1 protein-coding gene is annotated in these 899 nt (G+C 32.0%); it reads left to right on the top strand.

What is annotated here, in order from left to right; all coding sequences use genetic code 11:
* Positions 1–899, top strand: an 899-nt coding sequence (locus HT669_RS10755) for a restriction endonuclease subunit S (protein WP_240153508.1), incomplete at both ends; no start/stop codon positions are given.

Below are 899 nucleotides of genomic sequence, written 5' to 3'. Positions count from 1 at the left end.
TTCCTTATGAAATACCAAAAAGTTGGGAGTGGGTGAGGTTTTCTACATTGGTTGAAATTGTTAGAGGTGGTTCTCCACGACCAATCAAAGATTATCTTACTTCCGAAGTAGATGGAATAAATTGGATAAAAATAGGTGATACTGAAAAGGGTGAAAAGTATATAAATAATGTTAAAGAAAAAATCAAAAAATCAGGGCTTAACAAAACTAGATTTGTAAAAAAAGGTACATTTTTGTTAACTAATTCTATGAGTTTTGGTAGACCTTATATTTTGAATGTTGATGGTGCAATACACGATGGATGGTTGGCTATTTCGAACTATGAAAACTCATTAAATAGAGATTACCTATTCTATATTCTTTCATCAAATGTAGTTTATTCTCAATTTTTATCTCTAATTAGTGGAGCTGTTGTGAAAAACTTGAATAGTGATAAAGTTGCTTCTATTCTAATCCCTCTCCCTCCGCTAGCTGAACAACAACGCATAATAGAAGCAATCGAATCAGCTTTAGAAAAAGTAGATGAATATGCTGAAAGTTATAATAGACTCGAACAGCTAGATAAAGAATTTCCAGATAAACTAAAAAAATCTATTCTTCAATATGCTATGCAAGGAAAATTAGTTGAACAAGACCCAAATGATGAATCAGTCGAAGTTTTACTTGAAAAAATACGAGCAGAAAAACAAAAACTCTTTGAAGAAGGCAAGATTAAAAAGAAAGATTTGGACATTTCTATTGTTTCCCAAGGAGATGATAACTCTTATTATGAGGAAGTTCCTTATGAAATACCAAAAAGTTGGGAGTGGGTGAGGTTTTCTACATTGGTTGAAATTGTTAGAGGTGGTTCTCCACGACCAATCAAAGATTATCTTACTTCCGAAGTAGATGGAATAAAT

Origin of the sequence: Streptococcus sp. 2100, assembly GCF_013276335.1 — a bacterium.
Taxonomy (GTDB): Bacteria; Bacillota; Bacilli; order Lactobacillales; family Streptococcaceae; genus Streptococcus; species Streptococcus pseudopneumoniae.
The sequence above is the reverse complement of the archived record's forward strand: the minus strand, read 5'-3'. Positions and strand labels throughout refer to the sequence as shown.